Raw genomic sequence first — 16,760 nt, forward strand, 5'->3', positions numbered from 1 at the left:
CTAGGATCGCCACCCTGCCGATTGGGCAGGAAGCATGAGGCGCTCCGGGTCATGCATGAAGAAGACTGGATTCCCGTTTCCGTCGAGAACTGCGGTCAGGTTCGAGGGCCGTTCTATCACGGCACCAGGGCGGACCTCTCCGTTGGCGACATGTTGAAAGCAGGGTTCACTTCCAACTACGACGAGAGCGTCGTGATGAACCATGTCTACTTCACCAGCTTGCCCAAGGGCGCTGGTCTCGCCGCGGAGCTGGCGCTCGGAGCGGGAAGGCCGCGGGTCTACGTTGTAGCGCCAACCGGTGCGTTCGAAGACGACCCGAACGTCACCAACAAGAAATTCCCGGGCAATCCGACACGGTCCTATCGAAGCGCGCAGCCTCTGAGGATCGTCGGCGAGCTGGAAAGTTGGGAGCTCTACGATCCGGAGTTCATTCTGGAACTCCGGAGGCGGGTCCAGGCGGGCATGGGAGAGATCATCAACTGATCCGGATGAGGGAGGCCCGGGCCGATCACGATGGCACGCTGGCCACTTGGCACCGCATCTGTTGCTCGCCGTCCTATCATCGGTGGCGACCCGCGCCATGCGAGAGCCGTCATGTTCAAACCCTCGGGATGGATGTACCGCCCCACGTCGATCACCGGCTGGGTAATCACCGTGCTGGTGCTGGCGTTCTGCGTGCACATCTTCGTATGGGTGGATGCCCGTTCGCACTCGGTAAGCGATACCTTCTACGGCGTGTTTCCCTACGTCGTGCCGACGGTTACCGCGTGGTACGTGCTGGCGATGCGCTTGTCGGGGCACCGGGAGTGAGCCCGGCCTGCCGACTGCGACGCAACTGTCTTACTCGGTGCCTCCCCTGACTTACGGAAGGCGTCTGCCATGACTGTCGATTCCCTGCTCATTCGTCCCATCTCGCGGTCCGACCATGCGCCGTGGCGCCTGCTCTGGGACGGCTACAACGCGTTCTATGGCCGGGAGGGCGAGACGGCGTTGCCGGAGGCGATCACCGCGTGCACCTGGAATCGATTCCTGGATCCAGCCGAGCCGGTGTTTGCGCTGGTGGCCGAGCTGGACGGCGAGGTCGTCGGAATCGCGCATTACCTGTTTCATCGCAGCACCACCCGCATCGAACCGGTATGCTACCTGCAGGACCTGTTTACCCGCACCGACCTGCGTGGTCGTGGGGTCGGGCGGCAGTTGATCGGGGCGGTTTATCAAAGAGCGCGGGACGCCAGCGCGCGACGCGTCTATTGGCAGACGCAGATCGACAATGCCGCCGGGCGGGCGCTGTACGACAAGGTGGCGCGCCACCTGGGCTTCATCGTCTATACGCACGAGATCGCCTGAAGCGCGGCTTGGTCTGCGGGAGCGGCTTGCGCCGACAGCGGCGCCATCAACCCTTCTGCTAGCCTCGCGGCCAGGGATCGTGTGACGAAGATCACTTCCGGCGCGCCGCGTCGGTACGCGGCGGGCTTGCCGCGCTTAGGATCCGGCTCTGACCTGCCATGGGACGGCGTATGTCGCGAAACGTGTTTGCCCTTGCCGGGCTTCTGATGAGCCTGCTGCTTGCCGGCCGTGGCCCGGACACGCCGGCGAGCCACTCGCGCTACGGGTTGGGCACGTACTTCAGGGATCCGCGCGCACAGGCGCTGGCGCTCGCCGCGGAGCAGGGCGACGTCGCGCAGGTGCGGCACCTGATGAAGGACGAGCACATCGATCCGGATCGCTACTTCAGCGTCGACAACAGCGGCATGCCGCTGATCGGATGGCCGATCTACACGCACAACCCGGAGGGCTTGAAGGCTTTGCTGGACAACGGCGCCGATCCGAACGCACGCAAGCCGGGAACGCACTCCAAGCACTATGCCGACGGCAGCGGCGGCACGTACTTCGACTACAACAACGCCATGGTGATCGCGGCCACCGAGAAGGACCCGATCTACCTGAAACTGCTGCTCGACCACGGCGGCGATCCGAACACGCGCAACGCCAACGACGAGCCGCTGCTGTTCCAGGCGTTCATCTGGCACAACCAGTGGCAGAACGTGCAGCTGCTGGTGGAGCGCGGGGCGGACGTCAATTCATTGGCGCAGGGGGTACCGCTGGTATCGGACTATGCTTCGCGCGGTGGCTTCAAGCAGGTGTACTGGCTGCTCGAACATGGTGCGGATCCGACGCTTGATCATGCGGTTCGGCAGCCCGCGCCACCCGCCTCGCCGATCCATCCGACCATCCAGGCGATTTTCTGGCACCCGGGTAATCCCGACGACCCGACCTGGCAGCGCAAGTGTCAGCAGTGGCTGCTCAACCACGGATTTTCCCGTCCGCCGATGCCGAGGTGGTATCGGGAGATGCGCAAGAGCCTCGGCTTTCCCTACGAGGAAAAAGACATCCCCCTGCTTTGACACACGCGATCAAGGAGTGATCCATGTCCGATGCCAGCGAACGAGAGCTTTCGACCGTAGTAGCCGGGGTGCGATGTGGCGGCCTGAAGCGCCCGAGCACCGGGGTTGCATGAAATCTGCCATGGGACGGCGTATGTCGCGAAACGTGTTTGCCCTTGCCGGGCTTCTGATGAGCCTGCTGCTTGCCGGCTGTGGCCCGGACACGCCGGCGAGCCACTCGCGCTACGGGTTGGGCACGTATTTCAGGGATCCGCGCGCACAGGCGCTGGCGCTCGCCGCGGAGCAGGGCGATGCCGCGCAGGTGCGGCACCTGATGAAGGACGAGCACGTCGATCCGGACCGTTACTTCAGCGTGGACGACAGCGGCATGCCGCTGATCGGGTGGCCGATCTACACGCACAACCCGGCGGGCCTGAAGGCGCTGCTGGACAACGGCGCCGATCCGAACGCACGCAAGCCGGGAAAACACTCCAAGCACTATGCCGACGGCAGCGGCGGCACCTACTTCGACTACGACAACGCCATGGTACTCGCGGCCACCGAGAAGGACCCGGTCTACCTGAAGCTGCTGCTCGACCACGGTGGCGACCCGAACACGCGCAACGCGAACGACGAGCCGCTGCTGTTCCAGGCGTTCATCTGGCACAACCAGTGGCAGAACCTGCAGTTGCTGGTGGAGCGCGGGGCGGACGTCAACGACACCAGTCGGGGTACGTCGATCCTGTTGGACTACACCTCGCGGGGGGGATTCAGGCAGGCGTATTGGCTGCTTCAACATGGCGCGGATCCGGAGGCCGTGGGCGACCTGCTGAAGCAGCCGCCTCCGCCGGCGCCGAAGCGCAATCTGATCGTCGAGGATGTCTTCTGGCACCCGGGCAATCCGGACGACCCGACCTGGCAGCGCAAGTGCCAGCAGTGGTTCCTCGCCCACGGCTACAAGCGTCCGCCGATGCCGAAGGATTATCGCGACATGCGCAAGAATCTCGGCTTTCCCTACGAGGAAAAAGACATTCCCCTGCTTTGACACACGCGATCAAGGAGTGATCCATGTCCCATGCCAGCGAACGCGAGGCACTGCTCGGCCAACTGCAACGGGACGGAAGTCCTGCCGCCCAGGCGGGAGCGGCCAAGCTTCAGAAGCTCTACCACGACCGCCAGATGGCGGATCTGGCGACCGACGCCTACGCCTCGGCCAGGCATGAGGGGCAACCGCCACACGGCTGGTTGCGGGCCACCGAACATCCGGAGCTGCTCGCACGCTATGCCAGCTCGCTGGGTATTTCGACCAAGGAGCTGCTCGACCAACTGCAGCCGGAGAGTTCGGGCTTTCGCGCCGAGATCTATCTTCCGGATTCGTCGGTGCTGGGGCCGGGCTGCAAGCCGGTACTCGCATTCAAGGGATCGTCCGGGGAGGTGTTGACCCCTTCGGGCCTGCGTGACACCACGGCCGAGGATTTCGTCGCCAACAATTTCCCGCAGTCGGTGGGGCTGGAAACCGACTATTACGATCGCGCAATGCGCATGGCGACTTACCTGCAAGATCGCGGCCTCGACTTCGAACTCACCGGACACAGCCTCGCCGGCGGCATGGCCTCGGCGGCTTCGGCGGTTACCGGCCTGCCGGCGACCACCTTCAACGCCGCCGGCCTGCATCTGCAAACCGCCCTGCGATTCGCGGAGCAGAACGGCTTGCCGGTGTACGACGTGAGCCACCGCATCACCGCCTACCAGGTGCAGGGCGAGCTGCTCAGCAACGGCGTGCAGGACAACATCCACGGCATGGACGCCAACCAGCGGAGCGAACTCGGTGGCGTGCTGCGCGACACCTGTCGGTTGCTACGGCAGGTGCCCGAGGCCCGCAACCTGCTGGAGAACCGCCTGATGGACGGCATCCCCACGGCGGAGCAGGCGACCGTGCGCGCGTTCGTCGACACCGTGGCCACCGGCGATACCGACAAGCTGCTGCGCGAGTTGCCGTTGGCCGCCGGTGAGGTTCCGCCGCTGCTGGCACCGATGCGCCGGCTGGATCCGAACGATCCGAGCAGCCAGCTGGTGGCCCGCAACCACGCGCTGTCGCTGCCCGAACTCACCCTGTTGGCCGGGCCGGTGCTGGAGGCCGCCAACGCGGCGGCGCGCGGTGCCGACCTGGGGCGGCAGGGCGGCGAGCTGATCGCCGCTGGCGGCCACCGGGTGCATCAGGGGCTGGACCAGCTGAGCAGCGGCGTGCGCGCCACCGCCGACCGGGCCGGTGCGTTGGCCAACCAGGCGACCCGCTGGGGTGGTGGCTTCCTGCAGGATGGGGAGCGAGTCGCCGGCGAGGTGCTGGCGCAGGGGCGCGAAGCCTCCTCCCACGTGCAGGCCGGCCTGGACGAGGCGGTCGGGCACGCGCGCGATGTCGGCGCCGAGATCGACGCCGGCGTGCTTCGCGGGATCGGGCGAATACTGCCCGATGGGGCGAGGCAGTGGATGGACCACCAGGCGGACCGGATCGATACCGCAGGCGACCGCGCGCTTGCGCAGGCGCACTCCGGGGCGGCAGCCAGTCTGCGCGACGGCCGCGCGGATGCCGATGCCATCCGCAGCCAGGTCCGGGCGGCCGCGGCCGCCACGGGGCAGGGTGCGGCGGCGCTGGGAGCACTCCAGCAACGGACAGCGATACAGGCCGGGGACCTGGCAGCATCGGGCATCGCCTTCGGCGGACGCGCCGTGGACGAGGTCACCGGACACGCGCCGCTGGCCGGCGCCGCGCTGGGCGGTGCGCCCGCTGCGGCGCCCACCGTGCTCGGTTCGGCGATCCTGGCCCGCTTCGGGGGCAGCGAGGCGATGCATGAGGCATTCGAACGACACCTGATGTCCGCCACCGTCCTGCCCAGCATGGACAAGCGCATCGAGAACGTGGAGCAGGAGGCGCGGCAGCTGCTGCGTCAGCATGCGGTGACCCAGCCAGCCGCGCCGCGGCTCGACGATCCGTCGCATCCGGGGCATGCGATGTTCCGGCAGATCCGGGGTCACGTGCACGACATCGACGTGGCGATGGGCCGCACGCCCGACGCCCGCAGCGACAACCTGTCGGGCCAGCTTGCGGTGGCTTCGCATGCGGCCGGACTCAGCCGCGTGGATGCGGTGGCGATGAGTGACGATGGCGCCCGGGCATTCGCCGTGCAGGAGCGTACGCCGCGCGTGCTGAGCCTGGTGGCGCAGGTCGACACGCTGGAGGCGGTGCGCACGCCGCTGGCGCAGAGCAGCGCCGCCTGGCTCGCGCTGCCGGCCGCGTCGGCACCCGGGCGGCCCCAGGCAACACCCACGATGGCGGTAGTTCACCCTCAGCCTTCGCCTGCCATGTAGCGCGGGCGGGACCGCGTTCCCGCCCGTGGCATCCGGTGGTTGCATATTCCCCAGATCTTGCGGCCGGGCGGTCCGCCCCGGAAAAGGCGGCGATCCCCGTCACGGGGATCGCCGCGGGGTGTCACTCGGCCGGCACCGGGTTGTTGTGTACGTATTCGATGACCGCCCGCGCGTCGTCTGCCGCCTGGGTGAAGGCATCGAGCTGCGTACCCGAGTAGGTTTCGCCGCCGAAGACCGCATCGATGATCGGTGCGGTCACGGAGGTGTAGGTGCCGTCGCCGTTGCTCTTGAGGTACGTCACCGTACCGGTGTACGTCGCACTGCGGTCGTAGGTCACCTTGGTGAAATCGACATAGTCCTTGCCGTCGGCGCCCACCAGGGGCGTGCTACCGGTGACGCCGAGGATCGAGTCGGTGTAGACGACCACGTCGTCGTTGATCGAACCGGCCTTGTCGGATGCGGCAGCCAGGAACGAGGCCGCCTGCAGCATGTCGCTGTTGGTCACGGTCTTGTTGACCAGGAACGACAGGTTTCCGAGCGAGACGCCGTCCTTGGGCACGAAACCCGGCAGGTAGCCGTTGTTCAACAGGGCCTGGTAAAGGGCCAGGTTTTCCAGCGGCGAGTCGATCGTCTTGGCGACACCGTCGACAGTCGTCACGAGGCGGCCGGAGGCATCGGTGGTGATCGCGGTGGCGGCATTCAGCGCCGCGATCGCCTCGTCGTAGGACTTGTCGATCACCTTCGACGGCGAGCGCGAGACGCTGAGCCGGCTGAACTCCACCGGTACCACCAGGTTCTCCGAGCCCGCCACGATGTCGCCTTCCGGGGTCAGCGGAATCGGATTGCCATCCGCGTCGAGGGGCTGCACGTGGCCGTACTCGTCCAGGATGGGCAAGCCGTTGGCGTCGCGCAGGATCACGTTCAGGTCGCCGAGCAGATCACCTTTCTTGGTGCCGGCGCCCGCCGGCTTGCCGGTACTGGCCCGGCCGCCGCCGTATTTCGGTCCGCGCCGATCCGAGCTCTCTTCCTCGGCGGCGGAAGTGCCACTGGAGCCGTGCAGCACCTTGGACTCGACCGACTTGCTGCCGCTGTTTCCATGCGTCCCCGAGCTGCCGGTGTCGCCGCCGGAGCTCTTGCCCTTGCCCTTGCCCTTGGAGCCTTTGTCCTGGCTGCCGTGCGAGCCCGACGTGTGCGAGCTGCCGTGGGAATCCTGCGCCGAGGCCGGGGCGATCGGCGACCATGCCGCGTGTGGTGCCGCGAGAGCGGCGAGCAGGGTCAGTCCGGCCAGGCCGACGATGAGTTTCTTGCGTTGAACCACGTATTGCGTGTTCATGTCGTTCTCCTGATGCATGGGGGTGAAAGCCGTGGCCTGCGCCCGAGCCACGGTGAAACGCCAGGTCGTGAGCGGGCGCATGCCCTGGCCATCGGCGCTCACGGGGTTGCTGCCTGTCCGTCGATCAAAAGCGCACGCCTATCCCGATGCGTGCGAGGTACTGCCAATGGATGAAGCGCAGCTGGTCCGCCTGGGCCTGTGCGGTGGTGAAGGCGATGGCGTCATAGCGGGTCGCCGCGTAATCCAGGCGCACGAAGGCGGCCTTCCACAACGGCGCCTCGATGCCGATGCCGAACCGGTCGCCCCTGCGGGTGTCGTTGCGGTCCACCCACGCGCTGCTGTTCTCGCCCTTGACGTAGGTGGTGTGGAAGCGGCCGCGTACCCGGCCGGCACGCAGGTAGACGAGGGCACCGCGGTCGGTGGCATAGCCCAACCGGAGCGAGGCGCCGTAGCTGGCGCGCCCCTCGATGGAAAAGTCGCGTCCCCCTGGCTGCTTCTCGTGGTACCAGCCCGAGTCGCTCGCGTCGCCCTCGACTTCCACGCCCGCGTACATCGGTCCGAAGGCGTGCCCGTAACCCGCGAACGCGCCGAAGTCCATGCCGCGGCCGCCGAAGTCGGTGCGCAGGTTCGTTACGGGCGGAATCTCCGCCTGTCGCTGCACGGCGTCGAGCGTGCTTCCGAAGCGGTTGTCGCCGCCCTGGGCGCCGGCATAGAAGCCATCGAGCGTGTGTTCCATGCCGGCTTCCCGTGGCACGGCCGTCAGGCGCCAGCCCAGTCCGAACTGGAACTGTCCGGAGCTGTCCGCGAACCGGTCGCTGCCGCTTTCGTTGGCGACGTCGTAGCCACGGTAATGCGCCACGTCGTAGCGTGCCCGCGCGAACAGGTGGCGCGTCAGCGGGACGTCGATCCCCGCGCCGTAGGTGTTGCTCCAGCGCGTGTCGGATTGCGACGAGGCGGTTCCGTCCTCGACGGCATATGCGCTGTCGAAGCGCGTTCGCGTGCGGCCGGCGCTGGCGAACAGCAGGGCGTTTCCCGGCAGTATCGGACCAGCCAGCAGGGAAACGCTCGTATCGCGTCGCTGTTCGGTGGAGAAGATGCGGCTCGACGGGGTTTTCTCATGGGCCCAGTCGATCCTCGACGGAGCGATCATCGCCTCGGCGCCGAGATACCACCGGTCAAGCGAGAGTCCGTAGCCGACGAACACGGATCGCAGGTAGCCGCTGCCCGCGAAGTCGCCGCGGTAGGTGCCGTGCTCGCCGCGCGTCCCGGTGACCCGCGTATCGACGTTGCCGTAGCCGACGGCTGCGCCGAGATAGAGGTCGTGGGCGACGGCCGACCCTTCGGTCGTCGCAGCCGGCGCCCCATCGCTCGCGAAGGCACGCGCCCCGCCGTCCATGCGCACGCCGAGATAGATCGCGTTCCGGTAGTAGGACGCGTCCGGAATGTTCGAGTGGCGCTGCAGCAGTTGATAGCTTGCATCGATCTGCCAGTACCGGTGCAGCCGGTAGCTCAGGCCGAAGCTGCCGTCGTACAGATCGTCCCGCCGTCCCAGGCCGCGGAACTCGCTTCGCGTGACGTCGACGCCGGCATGTGCGGAGAAGCGATCGCCGATGTCGCGGCTGATGTGCAGGCCGACGTTGGTGTCGAGGTAACCGGAGGCACCGGGAAGGGTGGTTTCCTGCGCCGAGCGGTCGACGGATGCATCCAGCGTCGTTTGTGGCGACATCTTCCACAGCACGCGGGCACCGACCGTCGGCGCGGTGATCCTGGAAAGCCGGGGATCGGCATATCGCTGCGAGAGCCAGCCTGCGTAGAGCTCCCCGCGGACGCTGCGCGTGTCCCGGGTCGCCACGCCGATCACCCAGCTGTCGCCCCGGGAGTCGCGTCGATAGCCGTAATCGTCGATCTTACGCAGGTAGTTCCGCTCGTCGTAGGTACCCTGCACAAACAGATCGAGGTGTTGCGAGATGCCATAGCCGAGGCGCAGACCGACACCGACCACGTTGCGGCTCCGGTCGGTGTTGTCGATCGCCTCGCCGGCCGCGCTGGTGACATTGTTGAAGATCAGGTGATCCAGCGTGGTGCCGACGGTCAGCGACACCGGGGACCAGCGTTGCGTCAGCCCGATATGCGCACTGGCGTCGGTAAACACGGTGGGCCGTTTGCCCAGTACGTCGTCCGGCGACGTGCGGTCCTCGTGGGCTCGGCTGTAGCCCAGCCCCCCGAAAATGTCCCCGTACGCATCGACGCGCTGCCTGCCGGTCGCGTCGATCTGGTAGTCGGTGCTGTTTTCGCTGGGGTAGTGGTGATAGCGCGTTTCGGTACCGCTCGCGGTCAGCGTGAGGCTTCGGCCTTCCCCCTGCTTTTGCACGCGCAATGACGGGGAGACCGAAAACAGTTCGTCGCCACGTGGCTGGTTGGGCGTCGCATAGACGTTGCTGTCGTAGGTGATTCCGGTCGAAAGCCCCGGGACGACCTTCCAGCCTGGGCCGGGGTCGGTGTCCGGGGCGGTCTGCGCGTCACTGCCGATCGACGGTCGCACGACGGATGGATCCGTTGTCTGTGCGAGCGCGGCGTCCTGCCATGAGACGGCCAGGGCCGCGGATATGGCGGCACACAGGATGCGTGCCGACCGTGCGTGGGCGTGCGGGTGTTTCATACCTTCCGCGTGCCCTGATTGAATCGCAAGTACATGTGTCGCCCCCTGTGGCTTGGGGGGCATGTTCGCGACGCGATCCGGCGGAGGATTTGACGCGCGTCAACTGATCCTGAAGGTCGGAGGAATCGTTGCTTTTGTTGATTCTGGTCAAGGTGTATGGGGCGCGTTCGTTTCTCCGGAGAGCTGCCCGGGAGTGGGGCTGTCGTGGGAGGTCGCAGCTTTCCGCGGCGCGCCTCCATCAGGGGCAGACGATGCGCGCCCCGGTGGGGGTGTGGCCGGGGTGGTCGGACCTGCTCGACGCGCGGCCGGGAAGAGGCTGTCCCGGACGCGACGGGTGCGCGAGTGGCGCATGCCCGGAAGCGCGTGTGGGGGGATTGCCTTTCCGCCAAGGGTCGGTCCGTAGCGCGTGGTGGGGAGGGTGATGCTTGACTCTAGACCTGACTCAAGGGTCTAGACTTCCGGGCATGGACACGAATGCTCCCCTCACCATCGGAGCCGTCGCCAGGCGCGCCGGCGTTCCCATCGACACCATCCGCTACTACGAGCGCGAAGGGCTGCTGCCCGAACCGCTGCGCCGCGCCTCCGGCTACCGCAGCTACGGCGAGAGTGCGGTGGCGCAGTTGCGCTTCATCCGGCGCGCCAAGGATCTCGGCTTCACGCTGGAGGAGATCCGCGAGCTGTTGGCACTGTCGCGTGACCGCCAGCGCGGCGTGAAGGCGGTGAAGCAGCGTGCGCAGCAGCGGCTGGCGGCGATCGAGGCGCGCATCGCCGAGCTGCAGCGCGTGCGCGACGGCCTGGTGGAGCTGGTCGCCTCGTGCCCTGGGCATGGCGCGCCCGAGCAGTGTCCGATCCTGCGCGCGCTCAACGACGGGGAGAGTGCCTGATGCAGAACGCATCCTCCGTTTGCCACGGCGGCACGTCCGCCCACGCCGCGATCGACCCGGTCTGCGGCATGACCGTCGATACCACGGCCGGCAAACCAAACACGGTGCACGACGGGCAGACCTTCCACTTCTGCTGCAACGGTTGCAAGGCGAAGTTCGAGGCGGACCCGGCGAAATATCTGGCGGCGAAGCCGGTGGCGGGTGACTGCTGCGGCGGCAAGTCGGCCGTGTCCGCACCGTCCGGACACGCACACGATCACGGTCATGCGCATATGGCGAAGGATCCGGTCTGCGGCATGACCGTGGACCCGCATACCGCAAAGCATCGCGCCGAACACGCGGGCCACACGTATTACTTCTGTGCCGATCGCTGCCGCGCGAAATTCGTGGCCGAACCCGAGGCGTACCTCGGCGAACGCAAGGCCGCCGCGCCGGCACCGGCCGGTGCGATCTACACCTGTCCGATGCATCCGGAGGTGCAGCAGGTCGGCCCCGGCGACTGCCCCAAGTGCGGCATGGCGCTGGAGCCGATGATGCCGACAGCCGAGAACGACGGCAGCGAGCTGCGGGCGATGGCCCGCCGCTTCTGGACGCTGGTGGCGCTCACCGCGCCGGTGTTCGTGGTGGCCATGCTGCCGCATCTCACCGGTTGGCACCTGCCGTCGCCGTGGGATGTGGTGGCCGGCTGGGGCGAGGCGTTGCTGGCCAGCGTGGTGGTGCTGTGGGGCGGGGCGCCGTTCTTCAGGCGCGGCTGGAACTCGCTTCGTCCCTGGTCGCCGAACATGTACACGCTGATCGCGCTGGGCACGGGCGTGGCCTGGATCTACAGCGCGGTGGCGTTCCTCGTGCCCGGGGTGTTTCCGGCCAGCTTCCGCGACATGCATGGTCGCGTCGCGGTGTATTTCGAATCGGCGGCGGTGATCGTCACCCTGGTCACGCTGGGCGATTTCCTGGAGCTGCGTGCGCGCCGGCGCACCGGCGAGGCCTTGAAGGCACTGCTCGGGCTGGCACCGAAGATCGCGCACCGGCTGGGTGCGGACGGTATCGAATCCGACGTGCCGCTGGACGCGGTGCAGCCGGGCGACACGTTGCGCGTGCGGCCGGGCGAGAAGGTGCCGGTGGACGGCGTGGTGATCGATGGCGAGAGCCACGTCGATGAATCCATGCTCACCGGCGAGCCGATGCCGGTGGCCAAGGTGGCGGGCGACGTGCTCACCGGCGGCACGGTCAATCAGGACGGCACGGTGCGCATGCGCGCCGAAAAGGTGGGCAGCGAGACGGTGCTGTCGCAGATCGTGGCGCTGGTCGCCGCCGCCCAGCGCAGCCGCGCGCCGCTGCAGCGGGTCGCCGACAAGGTGGCCGAGTGGTTCGTGCCGATCGTGGTCGCCTGCGCGCTGATCGCGTTCGCGCTGTGGGCCTGGCTGGGGCCGGACCCTCGGATGACGCGCGCGCTGATCGCCGCCGTGTCGGTGCTGATCATCGCCTGCCCCTGTGCGCTGGGTCTGGCCACGCCGATCTCGATCATGGTCGCCAGCGGTCGCGGCGCGCATCTGGGCGTGCTGTTCAAGGATGCCGGCAGCATCGAGGCGATGCGTGACATCGACACGCTGGTAGTGGACAAGACCGGTACGCTGACCGAGGGCAAGCCCGCATTGCGCGAACTGGTGCCGTTGGGTGGGCGCTCGCGCGATCGGCTGCTGGTGCTCGCCGCCGCGCTGGAGGCACCGAGCGAACACCCGCTGGCCCGCGCGATCGTGCAGGCGGTCGGGCAGGAAGCGCTGCCCGCGGTGGAGGATTTCCGCAGCATCGCCGGGCAGGGTGTGCAGGGGCGCATCGACGGCCAGGTCGTGGCGCTGGGCAACCGGGCGATGATGCGGGCCTTGTCGGTCGACGTGGACACCGGCGCCGTGACCCGTGCCGACCAGTTGCGCGGCGAGGGGGCAACGGTGATGTACCTGGCGCTCGAGGGTGTGCTGGCCGGATTGATCGCGTTGTCCGACCGCCTGAAGGACGGTGCGGCCGAGGCGATCCGTCACCTGCACGCCGGGGGCCTGCAGCTGGTGATGCTCACCGGCGACCACCTGTTGAGCGCTCAGGCGGTGGCGCGTGAGCTGGGCATCGACGAGGTGCATGCGGAGGTGTCGCCTGCGGGCAAGGCTGCGGTGGTGCAGTCGCTCAGGAGGAGCGGTCGTCGCGTGGCGATGGCCGGCGATGGCATCAACGACGCGCCGGCGCTGGCTGCGGCCAACGTCGGCATCGCCATGGGCACCGGCACCGACGTGGCGATGGAGAGCGCCCAGGTGACCCTGGTGAAGGGCGACCTGGCCGGCATCGTGCGGGCGCGGGCGCTGTCGCGCGCCACGGTGCGCAACATCCACCAGAACCTGTTCTTCGCGTTCGTCTACAACGGCATCGGCGTGCCGCTGGCGGCCGGCGCGCTGTATCCGTGGCTGGGACTGATGCTGTCGCCGATGGTCGCCGCGCTGGCCATGAGCTTCAGCTCGGTGTCGGTGGTGAGCAACGCGCTGCGCCTGCGCTCGGCACGGCTGTGATGCGCTGGTGACGTCTGTCACCGGCGGTCGCTGACGGAACGGACTGCCGCGGGAGAGGGCGTCGCTCGATGATGTTCCCACGCCAATCGCGGCGAGGGAGCACACGCATGAACACCATCAATGACACCCGCAGCCTGCTGGACCGCCACCTGCCCCTGCTGGTCGGTCTGTTGGCCGCGCTGCTGGCCGGCAAGGCGTTGAAGAAGATGTTCTGGACCGCGTTCGGCATGTACTGGGCACTGCGCGCCAGCGGGATCCATCCGTTTGGCTGAGCGGCGTCGGGAGCAGGCGATGGCTTACACTTTCGCGTTCCCCGCCACGCCACGGAGTCGCCCGCCATGTCCGACGCGATCGCCCTGATCCAGCGCTACTACGCCGCCTTCAACGCCGGCGACTGGGAAGCGATGCTGGCCTGCCTCACCGACGACGTGGCGCACGACCTCAATCAGGGCGAGCGCGAGCACGGTCGCGAGGCGTTCCGCGCGTTCCTGGCACGGATGAACCGCAGCTACGCCGAGCGGCTGGAGAAGATCGTGGTGATGGCCGCGGCCGACGGCACCCGCGCCGCGGCCGAATACGAAGTGCACGGCAGTTACCTTGCCGATGACGAGGGCCTGCCGCCGGCGCACGGCCAGCGCTACGTGCTGCCTGGCGGCGCATTCTTCGACCTCCGCGACGGGCGCATCAGCCGCGTCACCAACTACTACAACCTCGCCGACTGGATCGCGCAGGTCTCCGGCGGCTGAGTCGATGACCGTTCGTACCATCACCTGCACCGGCGAGGCGGTGGCGCCGTACCTGGCCGACCTGGCGCGGCTGCGCACCACCGTGTTCCGCGACTACCCGTATCTCTACGAGGGCAGTGCCGACTACGAGAACGAATACCTGACCGCCTACGCGCGCTCGCCGCGCAGCGTGTTCGTGCTGGCGCTCGATGGCGACGCGGTGGTCGGCGCGTCCACCGGCATCCCGCTGCTGGACGACCAGCCGGCTTTCCAGGCGCCGTTCCGCGAGAAGGGCTTTGCCCTGGACGAGGTGTTCTACTTCGGCGAATCGGTGCTGCTGCACGGTTACCGCGGGCAGGGCCTGGGCCATCGCTTCTTCGACGAGCGCGAAGCCCATGCACGGCGGCTGGGCGGCTTCGCGCTTACCGCCTTCTGCGCGGTGGAGCGTGCCGAGGACGATCCGCGCAAGCCGGCCGGCTATCGCCCCAACGACGCCTTCTGGATCAAGCGGGGGTATCGCCGGCAGGACGATCTGTTCAGCACGCTGGAGTGGAAAGAGCTTGGGGATGCGGCCGCCAGCCCCCACCTGCTGCGGTTCTGGTTGCGTCCGCTGGAGGGCTGAGCGTTGATCGTGAAGGTGGCCGTGGCGCAGTGGCAGATCGGTGCCCCTGCGAGTTTCGAGGATTTCGCCGCGCGCGTGGAGCGCGAGCTCGCCGCCGTGGCTGCGCAGGGGGCCCAGTTCGCGGTGCTGCCCGAGTACCTGGCGTTGGAGCTGGCGCACGCCTTCGGTCCCGCCGTCTACGGCGACCTGCATAGTTCACTGCGTGCGGTGGACGATCTGTATGCCGACTGGCGTGCGCTGTTTGCCGGGCTGGCGCGCCGCCACGGCATGCATGTGGTGGCCGGCAGCTTCCTGCGGCGGCAGGGTGAGGCGTTCCGCAACCGCGCGCTGCTGTTTACGCCGGACGGTCGCGTCGGCGCGCAGGACAAGCTGCGCCTGACCGGCTACGAGAAGCAGGCCGGCTGCATCGTGCCGGGCGACGCGCTGAAGGTGTTCGACACCGAGTTCGGCCGCGTCGGCATCAACATCTGCTACGACGTCGAGTTCCCGCTGTTCGCGCGCGCCCAGGCCGAGGCCGGCGCTGCGCTGCTGCTGGTGCCGAGCTGCACCGACACCGAAGCGGGCGCCTGGCGCGTGCGCATCGGTTGCCAGGCCCGCGCGCTGGAGAGCCAGCTGCCGGTGGTGTGCGCGGTGACCGCGGGCAGCAGCGACTGGAGCCCGGCGCTGGACGTCAACACCGGCCGGGCCGCCGTCTACGTGCCGCCGGACCGCGGCCTGCCCGAGACCGGCGTGCTGGCCGTGCTTGACGCCGACGCAGGCTGGCTGCTGGCCGACGTGGACGTCGCCGCGGTGCGCAAGGCCCGCGCCATCGGCCAGGTCGGCGTCGCCGCCGACTGGCCCGGACAACTCCTACCCGCCGTGCAGCGCGCGCGGCTTGCCGGATTCGAACCCGCGTGAATACCCGCACCCTTGCCGACTGGCTGAGCTACCAGGAACAGGTCAATCCCCGCGCCATCGAATTGGGGCTGGAACGCGTGCGCGCGGTGTGGCAGCGGATGGGCGCAAAGCGGCCGGCGCGCCACGTGATCACCGTCGGCGGCACCAACGGCAAGGGCTCCACCGTGGCCCTGCTGGAGGCGATGCTGCGCCAGGCCGGCCGGCGGGTGGGCTGTTTCACCTCGCCCCACCTGCTGGCCTACAACGAGCGCGTACGCATCGACGGCACCGACGTGGACGACGCGTCGCTGGTTGCCGCGTTCGAGCGCATCGAGGCGGCACGCATGCAGGGGCCGGGCGAGCCGATCCCGCTGACCTACTTCGAGTTCGGCACGCTGGCCGCGCTGGACCTGTTCGCCCGCGCCGGGCTCGACGTGGCGGTGCTGGAGGTGGGCCTGGGCGGCAGGCTCGACGCGGTGAACATCGTCGATGCCGACGTGGTGGCGATCACCACGGTGGATCTGGACCACATGGACTGGCTGGGTCCGGACCGCGACAGTATCGGGCGGGAAAAGGCCGGCATCGCGCGGCCCGGGCGTCCGGCCGTCGTCGGCGAAGCCGAGCCGCCGGCAGGCCTGCTCGAGGCGCTGCATGCGCTGGACGCGACGGTGATCCGCGCCGGCGTCGATTTTCGCGTGGAGCGCCTGCCGTCCGGCTGGCGCTGGACGCATCGAGACGGCACCGCGATGACGCTGCCCGACCCGGCACTCGCCGCGCCGGTGCAGTACGCCAACGCCGCCACGGCGATCGCCACCCTGCATGCGCTGGGGCACGGGCTGCTCGGGGCGGACCCGCTGCCGGTGGTGGCCGCGGCGATGCGCGGGGTCTCGGTATCGGCGCGGTTGCAGGCGCTGGGCGGCGATCCGGCGCTGTACGTGGATGTGGGCCACAATCCCCAGGCCGCGCGCGCGCTGGCGCAGTGGCTGGATGCCGTGCCGCACGGGCGCGTGCACGCGGTGTTCGGCGCGCTGTCGGACAAGGACGTGGCTGGCGTGATCGGTGCGCTGGGCCCGCGCATCGACCACTGGCACCTGGCCGGGCTGGAGCGTGATACGCCCCGCGGCCTGTCGGCGCATGCCCTGGCCGACGCCCTGGTCGCCGGCCGGCCCGACGCCCGGTTCGAGCTGCATCCCGGCGTCGCCGAGGCGCTGGATGCAGCACGGGCAGCCGCGCTTCCCGGCGAGACGATCCTTGCGTTCGGTTCGTTTTTCGTCGCCTCGGCGGTGCTCGTCGCGCATCGCGCCTGAACGCGGAGGCCCGGCCGTTTCCGGCGGCAGGGGTACGCCGGGTATAATTCCG

15 protein-coding genes are annotated in these 16,760 nt (G+C 68.4%); 13 read left to right on the top strand and 2 right to left on the bottom strand.

Going from position 1 to position 16,760, the window contains the following annotated elements; genetic code table 11:
- The first annotated feature begins 51 nt into the window (after nucleotides 1-51).
- The 6 genes from arr to ATSB10_RS02480 all read left to right on the top strand — a co-directional run bounded on the left by arr (nucleotide 52) and on the right by ATSB10_RS02480 (nucleotide 5,750).
- The gene (arr, locus tag ATSB10_RS02455) at nucleotides 52-483 is read left to right on the top strand and encodes an NAD(+)--rifampin ADP-ribosyltransferase (protein ID WP_063670280.1); all 432 of its coding nucleotides are present in this window, start codon (nucleotides 52-54) and stop codon (nucleotides 481-483) included.
- A gap of 111 nt (nucleotides 484-594) precedes the next feature.
- A complete protein-coding gene (locus ATSB10_RS02460; RefSeq protein WP_157469009.1) occupies nucleotides 595-810 on the top strand; it encodes a hypothetical protein in 216 nt (71 codons plus the stop codon).
- A 69-nt stretch (nucleotides 811-879) separates the two neighbouring features.
- A complete protein-coding gene (locus ATSB10_RS02465) occupies nucleotides 880-1,347 on the top strand; it encodes a GNAT family N-acetyltransferase (protein WP_063670281.1) in 468 nt (155 codons plus the stop codon).
- Nucleotides 1,348-1,553: 206 nt separating this feature from the next.
- Nucleotides 1,554-2,405, top strand: coding sequence for an ankyrin repeat domain-containing protein (locus tag ATSB10_RS02470; RefSeq protein ID WP_236886475.1), 852 nt, complete (start codon nucleotides 1,554-1,556; stop codon nucleotides 2,403-2,405).
- A 169-nt stretch (nucleotides 2,406-2,574) separates the two neighbouring features.
- On the top strand, nucleotides 2,575-3,429 hold the full coding sequence (locus ATSB10_RS02475; protein WP_083966306.1) for an ankyrin repeat domain-containing protein: 855 nt from the start codon (nucleotides 2,575-2,577) through the stop codon (nucleotides 3,427-3,429).
- Nucleotides 3,430-3,452: 23 nt separating this feature from the next.
- The gene (locus ATSB10_RS02480; RefSeq protein ID WP_063670284.1) at nucleotides 3,453-5,750 is read left to right on the top strand and encodes a Tle-like phospholipase domain-containing protein; all 2,298 of its coding nucleotides are present in this window, start codon (nucleotides 3,453-3,455) and stop codon (nucleotides 5,748-5,750) included.
- A gap of 121 nt (nucleotides 5,751-5,871) precedes the next feature.
- Here the strand turns inward: ATSB10_RS02480 and ATSB10_RS02485 are convergent, their stop codons facing one another.
- Nucleotides 5,872-7,083: a hypothetical protein gene (locus ATSB10_RS02485; protein WP_157469011.1), complete on the bottom strand. Its 1,212-nt coding sequence runs from the start codon at nucleotides 7,081-7,083 to the stop codon at nucleotides 5,872-5,874.
- Nucleotides 7,084-7,207: 124 nt separating this feature from the next.
- Complete coding sequence (locus ATSB10_RS02490; protein WP_063670286.1) at nucleotides 7,208-9,625, bottom strand: outer membrane beta-barrel protein; 2,418 nt, start codon at nucleotides 9,623-9,625, stop codon at nucleotides 7,208-7,210.
- Nucleotides 9,626-10,206: 581 nt separating this feature from the next.
- Here ATSB10_RS02490 and ATSB10_RS02495 point away from each other — a divergent pair.
- The 7 genes from ATSB10_RS02495 to folC all read left to right on the top strand — a co-directional run bounded on the left by ATSB10_RS02495 (nucleotide 10,207) and on the right by folC (nucleotide 16,708).
- On the top strand, nucleotides 10,207-10,626 hold the full coding sequence (locus tag ATSB10_RS02495) for a heavy metal-responsive transcriptional regulator (protein WP_063670287.1): 420 nt from the start codon (nucleotides 10,207-10,209) through the stop codon (nucleotides 10,624-10,626).
- On the top strand, nucleotides 10,626-13,178 hold the full coding sequence (locus ATSB10_RS02500) for a heavy metal translocating P-type ATPase (RefSeq protein ID WP_063670288.1): 2,553 nt from the start codon (nucleotides 10,626-10,628) through the stop codon (nucleotides 13,176-13,178). Before ATSB10_RS02495 ends, ATSB10_RS02500 begins: the two co-directional genes overlap by 1 nt.
- Before the next feature lie 107 nt (nucleotides 13,179-13,285).
- Nucleotides 13,286-13,450, top strand: coding sequence for a hypothetical protein (locus ATSB10_RS19535; protein WP_169816697.1), 165 nt, complete (start codon nucleotides 13,286-13,288; stop codon nucleotides 13,448-13,450).
- Between the two features lie 66 nt (nucleotides 13,451-13,516).
- Entirely contained in the window at nucleotides 13,517-13,924 is a 408-nt protein-coding gene (locus ATSB10_RS02505) for a ketosteroid isomerase-related protein (RefSeq protein WP_063670289.1), read from the top strand.
- Between the two features lie 4 nt (nucleotides 13,925-13,928).
- A complete protein-coding gene (locus ATSB10_RS02510; protein WP_063670290.1) occupies nucleotides 13,929-14,525 on the top strand; it encodes a hypothetical protein in 597 nt (198 codons plus the stop codon).
- 9 nt (nucleotides 14,526-14,534) lie between these two features.
- Nucleotides 14,535-15,422, top strand: a complete 888-nt coding sequence (locus ATSB10_RS02515; RefSeq protein WP_063674306.1) for a carbon-nitrogen hydrolase family protein — start codon at nucleotides 14,535-14,537, stop codon at nucleotides 15,420-15,422.
- The gene (gene folC / locus ATSB10_RS02520; RefSeq protein ID WP_063670291.1) at nucleotides 15,419-16,708 is read left to right on the top strand and encodes a bifunctional tetrahydrofolate synthase/dihydrofolate synthase; all 1,290 of its coding nucleotides are present in this window, start codon (nucleotides 15,419-15,421) and stop codon (nucleotides 16,706-16,708) included. Before ATSB10_RS02515 ends, folC begins: the two co-directional genes overlap by 4 nt.
- Nucleotides 16,709-16,760: the final 52 nt, after the last annotated feature.

The organism is Dyella thiooxydans, from assembly GCF_001641285.1.
In the GTDB taxonomy this organism is placed as follows: domain Bacteria; phylum Pseudomonadota; class Gammaproteobacteria; order Xanthomonadales; family Rhodanobacteraceae; genus Dyella_A; species Dyella_A thiooxydans.

Bases quoted from the DNA above. Each gene is read 5' to 3' on its own strand.
- ATSB10_RS02470 (WP_236886475.1), top strand. From the start codon at position 1,554: ATGAGCCTGCTGCTTGCCGGCCGTGGCCCGGACACGCCGGCGAGCCAC.
- ATSB10_RS02505 (WP_063670289.1), top strand. From the start codon at position 13,517: ATGTCCGACGCGATCGCCCTGATCCAGCGCTACTACGCCGCCTTCAAC.
- ATSB10_RS02495 (WP_063670287.1), top strand. From the start codon at position 10,207: ATGGACACGAATGCTCCCCTCACCATCGGAGCCGTCGCCAGGCGCGCC.
- arr (WP_063670280.1), top strand. From the start codon at position 52: ATGCATGAAGAAGACTGGATTCCCGTTTCCGTCGAGAACTGCGGTCAG.
- ATSB10_RS02475 (WP_083966306.1), top strand. From the start codon at position 2,575: ATGAGCCTGCTGCTTGCCGGCTGTGGCCCGGACACGCCGGCGAGCCAC.
- ATSB10_RS19535 (WP_169816697.1), top strand. From the start codon at position 13,286: ATGAACACCATCAATGACACCCGCAGCCTGCTGGACCGCCACCTGCCC.
- ATSB10_RS02500 (WP_063670288.1), top strand. From the start codon at position 10,626: ATGCAGAACGCATCCTCCGTTTGCCACGGCGGCACGTCCGCCCACGCC.
- ATSB10_RS02510 (WP_063670290.1), top strand. From the start codon at position 13,929: ATGACCGTTCGTACCATCACCTGCACCGGCGAGGCGGTGGCGCCGTAC.
- ATSB10_RS02460 (WP_157469009.1), top strand. From the start codon at position 595: ATGTTCAAACCCTCGGGATGGATGTACCGCCCCACGTCGATCACCGGC.
- ATSB10_RS02485 (WP_157469011.1), bottom strand. From the start codon at position 7,083: ATGAACACGCAATACGTGGTTCAACGCAAGAAACTCATCGTCGGCCTG.
- ATSB10_RS02465 (WP_063670281.1), top strand. From the start codon at position 880: ATGACTGTCGATTCCCTGCTCATTCGTCCCATCTCGCGGTCCGACCAT.
- ATSB10_RS02480 (WP_063670284.1), top strand. From the start codon at position 3,453: ATGTCCCATGCCAGCGAACGCGAGGCACTGCTCGGCCAACTGCAACGG.